At 43.9% G+C, this 9,853-nt stretch carries 9 protein-coding genes; 5 read left to right on the plus strand and 4 right to left on the minus strand.

All coding sequences use genetic code 11. The features are described 5' to 3' along the window. Window positions 1–339: 339 nt before the first annotated feature. Both O9295_RS02810 and O9295_RS02815 read right to left on the minus strand, forming a co-directional pair. Window positions 340–2,364, minus strand: coding sequence for an ELWxxDGT repeat protein (locus O9295_RS02810; RefSeq protein WP_502846486.1), 2,025 nt, complete (start codon window positions 2,362–2,364; stop codon window positions 340–342). Between the two features lie 221 nt (window positions 2,365–2,585). Then, window positions 2,586–2,852, minus strand: a complete 267-nt coding sequence (locus O9295_RS02815; protein WP_288031533.1) for a DUF4347 domain-containing protein — start codon at window positions 2,850–2,852, stop codon at window positions 2,586–2,588. Window positions 2,853–3,060: 208 nt separating this feature from the next. Here O9295_RS02815 and O9295_RS02820 point away from each other — a divergent pair, with 208 nt between their 5' ends. Then, on the plus strand, window positions 3,061–3,951 hold the full coding sequence (locus tag O9295_RS02820) for an alpha/beta fold hydrolase (RefSeq protein ID WP_288031536.1): 891 nt from the start codon (window positions 3,061–3,063) through the stop codon (window positions 3,949–3,951). 6 nt (window positions 3,952–3,957) lie between these two features. Here O9295_RS02820 and O9295_RS02825 read toward each other — a convergent pair whose 3' ends face one another. Next, window positions 3,958–4,788: a hypothetical protein gene (locus O9295_RS02825; RefSeq protein WP_288031539.1), complete on the minus strand. Its 831-nt coding sequence runs from the start codon at window positions 4,786–4,788 to the stop codon at window positions 3,958–3,960. Window positions 4,789–5,044: 256 nt separating this feature from the next. Between O9295_RS02825 and O9295_RS02830 the strand changes: the two genes are divergently transcribed. After that, on the plus strand, window positions 5,045–5,281 hold the full coding sequence (locus O9295_RS02830; protein WP_150975815.1) for a ferredoxin-thioredoxin reductase variable chain: 237 nt from the start codon (window positions 5,045–5,047) through the stop codon (window positions 5,279–5,281). 16 nt (window positions 5,282–5,297) lie between these two features. Here the strand turns inward: O9295_RS02830 and tyrS are convergent, their stop codons facing one another. Beyond that, window positions 5,298–6,515, minus strand: a complete 1,218-nt coding sequence (tyrS, locus tag O9295_RS02835) for a tyrosine--tRNA ligase (RefSeq protein WP_288031542.1) — start codon at window positions 6,513–6,515, stop codon at window positions 5,298–5,300. 197 nt (window positions 6,516–6,712) lie between these two features. On the opposite strand from tyrS, the gene O9295_RS02840 reads away from it, so the two are divergent. The 3 genes from O9295_RS02840 (at window position 6,713) to O9295_RS02850 (ending at window position 9,585) form a co-directional block, all read left to right on the plus strand. Further along, complete coding sequence (locus O9295_RS02840; RefSeq protein ID WP_288031544.1) at window positions 6,713–8,398, plus strand: glycosyltransferase; 1,686 nt, start codon at window positions 6,713–6,715, stop codon at window positions 8,396–8,398. 95 nt (window positions 8,399–8,493) lie between these two features. Next, the gene (locus O9295_RS02845; protein ID WP_041804484.1) at window positions 8,494–8,718 is read left to right on the plus strand and encodes a ferredoxin family protein; all 225 of its coding nucleotides are present in this window, start codon (window positions 8,494–8,496) and stop codon (window positions 8,716–8,718) included. Window positions 8,719–8,847: 129 nt separating this feature from the next. Next, window positions 8,848–9,585 carry an ABC transporter ATP-binding protein gene (locus O9295_RS02850; protein ID WP_288031546.1) on the plus strand — a complete coding sequence of 246 codons (738 nt, stop codon included), beginning with the start codon at window positions 8,848–8,850 and terminating at the stop codon, window positions 9,583–9,585. Window positions 9,586–9,853 lie beyond the last annotated feature (268 nt).

Raw genomic sequence — 9,853 nt, forward strand, 5'->3', positions numbered from 1 at the left:
GAAATGGGGCGAAAGTCTGTGGACTCTGTGTAAGACAGTACATGGTTTTTTAACTGTGGTATGCGACGGTGGTGGAAGCAGAAACTTAAATCGTGAGGTTTAGGAATCGCCGCACTTTTAGGGCGGCGAGGATGTCAAGAACTAAACGTTACTGATTGCACTAATCCCCCTTGAGTTTACGCCATAGTGACCGCCTCCCACTGCGATCGCCATTTCCTTCCCTGTGATCAACTTTGACGCTTACGTTTGAAACTCACACCAATGGCGATCGCCTGTCAGAGCCGATGAGTTGATGACTGGTGAATGGGGGAACTCGATTTAAGAATCCCCCCCATCAATTTAGACAAAGAAACTATTGACTGCAATAGTGCCGAGCGCCGGTAAAGTACCCGTTAACCCAGTCAGATTAATCACCAAATCATTAGCACTTTGGAAACCCCCCGTACCGTCGTTGATAATTAGGTAAGTAGAAGAACTATTATCCCGCACTAAAACAGCACTGTTAATTCCGAGAGCTTGATTTCCGGCTGTTGCCCCATTAGCATCGGTAAAGACGTTAGTAACAATAGTGTTAATACTGGTCGTGGTGCTATCTGTTGCCCGGGTAAAAGCGACCGGGGCATTAATGGCCGCACCAGCTTGACTAAGCAGGTCAATCTTATCATCACCGATAGCAAAATCCGTAACTCGGTCTAGGGCTGCGGCGGTGGACTGACTAAACTGGAAGATGAAGATGTCTGCACCTAAACCACCGGTTAAAGTATCGATTCCAGCTGCACCATTCAGGGTGTCGTTACCTTCATTACCCGTTAAGATGTTATTACCACTATTACCTGTCAGAATGTTATTAAGGTTATTGCCTGTACCATTGAGGTTAGCGGTTCCTGTAAGAGTAAGATTCTCAACGTTATCGGTTAGGGTGTAGGAAATGGAAGCTTGGACGGTATCAGTTCCCTCATTGAGGTTTTCTGTAACTATATCTCCCGTATTATCTACGGTGTAAGTATCATTTCCCAGACCACCAATCATTGTATCTGCGCCAGCTTTTCCATCAAGGCTATCATTACCAGCTAAACCTGTCAGGATGTTATTACCACTATTACCTGTCAGAATGTTATTAAGGTTATTGCCTGTACCATTGAGGTTAGCGGTTCCCGTAAGAGTAAGATTCTCCACGTTATCGGTTAGGGTATAGGAAATGGAAGCTTGCACGGTATCGGTTCCCTGGTTGAGAGCTTCAATGACCAAATCCCCGGCATCATTTACCGTATAAGTATCGTTTCCGGCTAATCCAGTCAAGGCATCTGCTCCAGAGGTTCCCACAAGGGTGTCAGGACCAGAAGTACCGATAAAGTCATCATTATTGATGGTTCCCGTGGCAGTAGCGGTGGTAATAGTAGCGCCGTTGGTGGGAGTGGAGAGGGTGACGGTAAAGTTTTCATCCAGTTCTACTGTTGTATCTCCCTGAACGTCAACAGTAATCACTTTACTGGTTTCCCCCGTCGCAAAACTCACGCTTCCTGACGGTAACACTCCTCCGACAAAATCAGTGGCATTAGCAGGATTGCTGCCGCTGCCGGTAACTGCCCAGTTAACGTTATTGCTTCCCGTGGTGTTATCCGCACGAGTGACGGTGAAGGTAAAGGCTTTACTGCCACTGTTGCCCTCGGTTTGATTGGCATTGGTGGCGGCAATAGCGAGGGTGGGAACTGCTACATCATCATTTTGAATGGTTCCGGTGGCAGTAGCAGTGGTAATGGTAGCGCCGTTGGTGGCATTGGAGAGGGTGACGGTAAAGTTTTCGTTCAGTTCTACCGTTGTATCTCCCTGAACGTCAACAGTAATTACTTTACTGCTTTCCCCCGCAGCAAAACTCACTACCCCACTGGGTAACACGGACCCGACAAAATCCGTGGCATTGGCAGGATTAGTTCCGCTGCCGGTAACTGCCCAGTTGACGTTATTGCTTCCCGTGGTATTAACCGCACGAGTGACGGTGAAGGTAAAGGCTTTACTGCCACTGTTGCCCTCGGTTTGACTGGCATTGGTGGCGGCAATGGCGAGGGTGGCAGCTGCAGGCGTACTCACATTTAAGGCCCACAATTCCCGACCGTTCACGCCGTTATCGGCCCCGAAGAACAAGGTACTGCCCACCACCGTTAGAGATTCGGAGGAGGAGTTAGAGGAACCGGGGCGGATATCTTTGACCAAAACCGTACCGGCCGCCGTGCCGTCGCTTTTCCATAATTCAGTACCGTTCACGCCGTCATTGGCAGCGAAGAACAGGGTATTGCCCACTGCCGTTAGACGGATGGGGTTGGAGCTATAGGGGCTTATATCCTTAACTAAAAAAGGAGTTGACATGATTTTTTCCTGAATAAAGGGTGAAAATTAAACAGTTAAGTAGTGGTGCAAAATAAATTTCCTAGTGGAGAAAGGCACTCATGCAAGAGGCTTCGGCCGTGAGCTCAGCCGAACGGCAAGGGGGGGTTAGATTTGTGTCATTAATTTTGCTTAGGTACTTAAGCCGGCAAAGAAGGGTATATCTGGCTGAAAAACCCCAGATGTCTGCAACTCCGACAAATCTAAGGTTTCAACAGTGGTAAAAAAGCGGATATTTGTTCGATTCCGTCTTGATTGGCAGAGAGAATAACGGTGGCGACTTCTGGAATTACCCCAGCTTGGAGACTTTGATAATCGGTAACACCAGCATCAAGGAAGACTACGGTAGCGGTTAAACGCTGATTTCTCGCACTATTCACCTGATTAACTTGACTCAAGCCATCAGATTGAGCAAAATTGAACAAAACATCGTCAACAGCAGCAAAAATCGACAAAAGGGTAGAAGTCATGGTGTTGGCAGCAAAGGATGACTGCGGCTATTCTATGCAAACAATCGCCAATTTTTCAAGACCCCTGTAACAGAAATTAATATTGCCAGAAAACGGGTTTCTCAAAGAAACCCGTTTTCTAAAAATGCTTCAAAATATTCGCTTAATGCTTCTTTCCTGACAGTATATATTAAGAAAAGCAACGAATACTTTACAGATAAACAAAAATATGCAGCAAATTCTAGGATTAGAGACACAAGCAAAAATCTGGCATTGGCGGGGATTCAAAATCACCTATCAGAGTGCGGGGGAGACGGGGCCGGCGATCGTGCTTGTGCATGGATTTGGGGCATCTTGGGGACATTGGCGGAAAAATATCCCCGTTTTAGGCGAAAAATGTCGCTGTTTTGCCCTCGATTTAATTGGTTTTGGCGGTTCCGACAAACCCGAACCGAAAAACGAGATCGATTACACTTTCGAGACTTGGGGGGCGCAAATTGCCGATTTTTGTCGGGAAGTGGTGGGGGGTCCTGCTTTTTTGGCGGGTAATTCCATCGGTTGCGTCGCCATCATGCAGGCTGCCGTCGATCATCCCGATTTTGTCCTTGGGGTGGCGGCGATTAATTGTTCCCTCAGACTACTGCACGAAAGAAAACGGGGTAAATTACCCTGGTATCGTCGTTTAGGTGCGGATATTGCCCAAATAATTCTCAAAAATAAAGCAATTGGGGCTTTTTTCTTCCAACAGATCGCTAAACCCCAGACAGTGCGTAAAATTCTCCTGCAAGCTTATCGGCGCTCGGAAGCGGTAACGGAGGAATTAGTAGAAATAATCCTAAAACCCGCCCGAGATCAGGGAGCGATCGAGGTTTTCCTCGCTTTTACCGGTTATTCTGGCGGCCCACTGCCAGAAGACCTACTGCCGATTCTCCCCTGTCGGGCTATTCTGCTTTGGGGTAGCGAGGATCCCTGGGAGCCCTTGGCCTTGGGCCAAGAATTAGCAAGATTCCCGACCGTAAAACAGTTTATCCCCTTAGCCGGTTTAGGCCACTGTCCCCAGGACGAGGCCCCAGAAATAGTTAATCCGATTTTATTAGACTTCCTACAAGCTCAAATCTAAGTTCCTCTAGTAACCAGAAGGCTGGGCATTAATGGGTTGTTGGATGGAGAAACCTCGGTTAATACTTTCAGGTGGGACTTGATTGGGGGTGCCATTATTGTTGGGCGGCATTCCCTGATTGGGATAACCAGTGACGTTAGGTTGACTGCCGTAGACGGGGGCCTGATATACGGGGGGTTGATAATAGTTGGATTGGTTGCTAGGGCCCGGGACGGGGTTAGGGTTGGCATTATTCCGGGAGGGTGGGGCCTGAACATTTTGTTGCTCAGGGGAATAATTTCCCTGGGGGTTGACTTGATTCGGGCTGCCCCCGGGGTTGGGATTAGGAAAATTATTCAAGTTAGGAGTCCGCGAGCGATTTTCGATTTCCCTTTGTAAAGGATAATTGCTATTGTTGCCACTAATCGGTTGCACTTGAATCGGTTGCAGACTTTTACTAGCCTTCGGTGCCTGATTTTGCTTAGGCTGCGGCATTAACGGGGTGAATAAAGAGGGTTTCTGGTTGTTATCAGGATTAGTATTTAAAGGGTCAAAAGGCTTGGTCGAGGCCGGTTTATTCAGGCGAGCGGTATTATTATGGGCAGGAATGGCCGGCAATGGTACAGCAGTGGGGAGAGGAGTATCGGTAATCTGGTTAGCCCTGATTTCCCGCTCCTCCAAGGACATTCCTGGGGTATCTAATACCGAACCCAACCATTCAGGATTCTGTTGATATACCCACAAACCAATTAGAGCCAAGGAAAATATTCCTAACGGTAGCCAAAATAAAGGTTGGGCAAAGGGTTTTAATCCCGCCAGGAAATAGCGCATGGAAGAAGAATCTTTATAGTCACTCATACCGCTTAACCCTCTATAGGTTTTCCCCCATGCTATCAAATCAGTGAGCAGTTATCAGTTTTTTAGCCGTCAGCCTTGCACAACAGGTGACGCTTAGGTTGCTCCCAGTATTGCTGCTTACGAACAAAAGTATCGTCAAAGCTCAAGCTCTAGGTTTCAATCTTAAGAGTTTTCAGTTCCCCGTTCCCTGATACGGCGTACAATGATAAGATTGTCTTCAAAGATACAATAGGCGTTTGTCTTCGCTAGAGAGTTTATGAAAGTTGGCGATCGAGTTCGTGTAATTGAGTCCGTGGTGGTTTATCACCATCCTGAACACAAATCGAATCCTTTTGACGTGAAAGGACTAGAGGGACAGGTGAAAGCGTTTGTCACCGAATGGCGTGGCAGACCAGTTAGCGCCAATCTACCCGTCCTCGTCGAGTTCAGTAAAAAGTTTAAAGCCCATTTTCGAGATTTTGAGTTAGAAATCGTGGAAAAAGCCGCCGAATAGGGACTTTTTCGCTTATTTAAGCTACGAAGCGAATAAATTTATTTTTGCCCACCTGTAGGACTTTTCCCGTTAAAGCTTCGGCTGTCTCAAAACTTTTGTCCACATCGGTGATTTTCTCACTATCGATTCTGACTGCACCCCCCTGAATCTGTCTTCTCCCTTCGCCGCTACTTTTACATAAGCCGGTGGCCGAGAGAAGATAGAATAATTTCAGGGGAAAAGTGACCGCTGCTAGGGAAAATTCGGGTACAGAAGCTGCTGCTGCTGTATTTCCCTGTAGAACTATCTCCTGCGCTGTTTTTTGTGCCTTTAATGCTTCCTCTTTCCCGTGAAACTGGGCAACTACCTCGATCGCCAGTTGTTTTTGTGCCTCTCGCGGATTGCTCGCCATAGCATCTAAGGGCAAATTTGTCAATAGTTCGTAATAATCTTTTAACAAAGCGTCGGGGGTTTTTTCCAGTTTCGAGTACATGGACAGGGCCGATTCCCGCAATCCCACATAATTATTCAGGGATTTGGACATTTTTTGACTGCCATCGGTTCCGATTAAAATCGGTAAAAGTAGCCCGAATTGCGGTTTTTTACCGAAATATTTCTGCAAATCACGACCGACGGCAATATTAAATTTTTGATCAGTTCCTCCCAATTCGACATCGGCCTCGACAGCGACGGAATCATAACCCTGCATTAAGGGATAGAGAAATTCATGGAGAAAAATCGGGTTTTCCCGGTCGTAGCGTTCGGAAAAGCCTTCTTTTGCCAACATTTGCCCGACGGTCATGGTGGAGAGAAGTTCGAGAATTTGCGATAGGTCTAATTTCCCCAACCATTCCGAGTTATAGCGAATTTCTAGGCGATTAGGGGTGTTAAAATCTAAAATTGGGCGTAATTGTGCCAGATAATTCTCGGCATTGGCTCTCACTTCTTCGATGGTTAATTGTTTTCTAACTTCCGATTTTCCCGTCGGATCGCCGATTCTAGCGGTAAAATCACCAATAATCACCACTGCTACATGACCGGCATCCTGGAAAGCACGCAGTTTCCGAAAAGGGATACTATGACCTAGGTGAATATCGCTGCCGGTGGGGTCAATACCTAGTTTAATTCTTAAAGGGCGATCGGTAGTTTGCAGTAGTTGGGTTAAATTTTCCCTAGGCTCTTGGGAGTCGGGTTGATGGGGGAATAAATCACTGGTGCCACGGGTTAACCAGTCTAGGGAGGAAGATACGGTCATTGTTGCTCATTTTCCACAGCCTTCCCATTATAGTTTTTTATTATGTCAAGTAACAAGCCAAAGGTAAATAAACTGGTATCTTCAATAAGAGTCGATAACATCTTGACAATTCTCCCGATCGAATATAGAGTCTTAAAATCTTCTTTTTCAAAATTATCAAAAAAATTTTCTGTCTTGAATTGCGATCAGATAAGCCGATGAATCCTAGTTTTAATAACTCTATCCCCGTGCAGAGGATCAAAGTTTCTGTAATTGTTTCTACCTATAAATCCGCGGAGTTTATCCGGGGTTGTTTAGAGGATTTAGTTACTCAAACTCTTTACGAAAAGGGAGAAGTAGAACTTATTATTATCGATAGTGCTTCCCCGGAGAATGAAGGGGAGATTATCCAAGAGTTTCAAGAAAATTATCCTAATATTATTTACCAGAGAACTAGAGAACGAGAAACCCTCTACCGCGCTTGGAATCGTGCTATTAAACTAGCTAGGGGTTCCTATATCACCAATGGGAATACTGATGATCGTCGCTGTTTTAATGCTCTGGAAATTATGGCTAATTATCTAGATAACAATAGAGAGATTAGTTTAGTTTATGCCGATCAATTAATTACCACCCTCAAAAATGATACTTTTGCCACCACCCCAGCTTTAAAACATTGGAATTGGCCAAATTACTCCTATCAACAGATGCGTCAAGGTTGTTGTGTGGGTTCTCAACCAATGTGGCGAAAAATGCTGCACGATAAATATGGTTATTTTCAGGAAAATTTTCGCTGTGTCGGTGATTACGAATTTTGGTTAAGAATCGGCAGTCAAGGGGAAAAAATGGCTTTGATTCCTGAGATTTTAGGGTTATATTATTTAAATCTCCAAGGCTTAGAACATGGCAGTAATGGTCAAGCATTACAGGAACATTATCAAGTGTGTAAAATCTATAAAATTCCCCACCCAGACATTAAGGATATAGAAATTAAACCCAATCCAGTTAAGATGGAAGATTTAGGCATAATTTTACAGGAAGATGAGCGAGAAAAATTACAAACAATTCAAGCTATCTCCCGGAAAAGATGCCCAATTATTGTTATTGATGGCGTGATCTTTCAACTTAAGCAACGAAAATTAGCCAGAATTTGGTCTTCAATTCTAGAGCATTGGAGTCAATTAGAATTTAGTCAACACATTGTTATTTTAGATAGAAATAACACCGCACCAAGATGGGAAGAATTTAAATATTGGCCTGCGGAATCCTACGATTATAATTGTACGGGAAAGGATGCCAGAAAAATTCAAGCTATTTGCGATCGCCTACAGGCAAATTTATTTATTTCCACTTTTTATACCAGTCCCTTAAACACTCCTTCTCTACTTTTGCTTGCTTATGAATTCCCAGAAGAAAACGGCAATTTACCAGTAGATTTAGAAAAACACTATGCAATTTTATCCGCTTCTAGAATCATCGCTTTTTCCTCTAATATCGCCCAAGACTTAAGAAAGTCATACCCGAAAATTAACCCCGAAAAAATTGATATTATCGAGTTTTTTGAAGTTAATCAAACAATAGCGGAAGAAATCACTGATTTTCTCTGGTATGCGCTCAGTGAAACTAAGGAATCAAGTCAGAATCAAGTCTGGTTAGAGTTAAGAAAATTACAGGAAGCACAACAGATAATGTATCTGAAACAACAGCAAGATTATCGTACTATAAAAGACATGGAAATATCCCTAAAAGAATTAGAAAATAATCATAATTATCTCCAGAAAAATAATCAGGAATTACAGGAAGAAATTAACTATTTGTCCTCCCGTAAGGGAATAGGAAAAACCCTAGCGAAAACTTCTATTTTACTTCTTGCTAAGATCAAGAAAAAACTCCCAATATTTTAGGGAATTAAGAGAAAGTTTCCTAACAATGATCCGATCTTGGCACGGCAGTGCCTAAAAGTGGTAAAGTAATGTTAAGAATTAGAGGAGAAAACACTGTGCCACATTCGATCGTCACTGGAACTTGTGAAGGGGTTGCCGATTGCGTTTCCGCTTGTCCTGTTGCTTGCATCCATCCGGGACCGGGTAAAAATGTTAAAGGAACCGATTGGTATTGGATTGATTTTGCCACTTGTATCGACTGTGGTATCTGTCTACAAGTATGCCCCGTCGAAGGTGCAATTCTGCCACAAGAACGTCCCGATTTACAAAAAACTCCCTAATTTATCAGTGATCAGTTATCAGTTATCAGATGTGAGTTTTCAGTTCACTGATTACTGTTCACTGAAAATGCTTCCCACTTCCCAATTCATAATTCATATTACTCTCTCCTATCTCCTTTTTACCTTACCATGGATTATCTTTTAGAAGTTGAACAAGTTTATGCTGGTTATGTGCAGGATTTATACATATTGCAAGGGGTTAACTTTCGCATTGCACCGGGGGAATTAGTCACGGTTATCGGTCCCAATGGTGCGGGAAAATCTACCCTCGCTAAGACGATTTTTGGTTTATTAAAACCCAGTGCTGGAACTATCACTTTTAAGGGACAAAATATCGCCGGTTGGAAATCTAATCAAATCGTTCCCCTCGGAATGGGTTATGTTCCCCAAATTGCTAATGTTTTTCCATCCCTGAGCATTGAAGAAAACCTTGAAATGGGAGCTTTTACGAGCAAAGGAAATATCAAATCTTTAAAAGAGCCCATTTATGCCATGTTTCCCCGTTTGAGCGAGCGCCGTCGTCAGAAAGCTGGCACTTTATCCGGAGGAGAAAGACAGATGTTAGCCATGGGACGAGCGCTGATGTTGCAACCGGATTTATTAATTCTCGATGAACCTTCGGCAGCTTTATCTCCTATCTTAGTAACCAGCGTTTTTGAACAGATAAAAGTGATTAATCAGACGGGAACTGCAATTATTTTAGTGGAACAGAATGCCAAAAAAGCCCTAATGATGTCCGATCGAGGTTATGTTTTAGAAAGTGGTCAAGATCGTTTTCAGGGATCGGGTCAAGATTTACTCAATAACCCGAAAGTAGGGGAATTATACCTCGGGGCGGCTTATCATGATGCCAAACGAGATGATTAGGAATTTGTTAAGGATTTAGGGGGATTTTGATTTCTTCCCAGAATTTAGCGATAGGATAGTAATTGAGTACAAATCTCTACGGCCCTGATGTCAAGGTGATAAGCCAGCAACCCCTAAATAGGGTCTGCTGAATAAATCTAAAAACCTTGTTGGGTAAGACTTTTAGACCTTTTGTCAATCAAAAAGTACTGGATCTGGGAGTGATCGGGGGGAAATTTAGGCACTTTTTCCCTGAAAATTAGGTAATTGGCCACCTCAAAACTGGTAA

Source organism: Microcystis sp. LE18-22.4A (assembly GCF_027531105.1).
Classification (GTDB): domain Bacteria; phylum Cyanobacteriota; class Cyanobacteriia; order Cyanobacteriales; family Microcystaceae; genus Microcystis; species Microcystis aeruginosa.

What these genes read in the sequence shown, in the direction of transcription:
- O9295_RS02810 (WP_502846486.1), bottom strand. Translation starts at nt 2,364, where the DNA reads ATGTCAACTCCTTTTTTAGTTAAGGATATAAGCCCCTATAGCTCCAAC.
- O9295_RS02815 (WP_288031533.1), bottom strand. Translation starts at nt 2,852, where the DNA reads ATGACTTCTACCCTTTTGTCGATTTTTGCTGCTGTTGACGATGTTTTG.
- O9295_RS02820 (WP_288031536.1), top strand. Translation starts at nt 3,061, where the DNA reads ATGCAGCAAATTCTAGGATTAGAGACACAAGCAAAAATCTGGCATTGG.
- O9295_RS02825 (WP_288031539.1), bottom strand. Translation starts at nt 4,788, where the DNA reads ATGAGTGACTATAAAGATTCTTCTTCCATGCGCTATTTCCTGGCGGGA.
- O9295_RS02830 (WP_150975815.1), top strand. Translation starts at nt 5,045, where the DNA reads ATGAAAGTTGGCGATCGAGTTCGTGTAATTGAGTCCGTGGTGGTTTAT.
- tyrS (WP_288031542.1), bottom strand. Translation starts at nt 6,515, where the DNA reads ATGACCGTATCTTCCTCCCTAGACTGGTTAACCCGTGGCACCAGTGAT.
- O9295_RS02840 (WP_288031544.1), top strand. Translation starts at nt 6,713, where the DNA reads ATGAATCCTAGTTTTAATAACTCTATCCCCGTGCAGAGGATCAAAGTT.
- O9295_RS02850 (WP_288031546.1), top strand. Translation starts at nt 8,848, where the DNA reads ATGGATTATCTTTTAGAAGTTGAACAAGTTTATGCTGGTTATGTGCAG.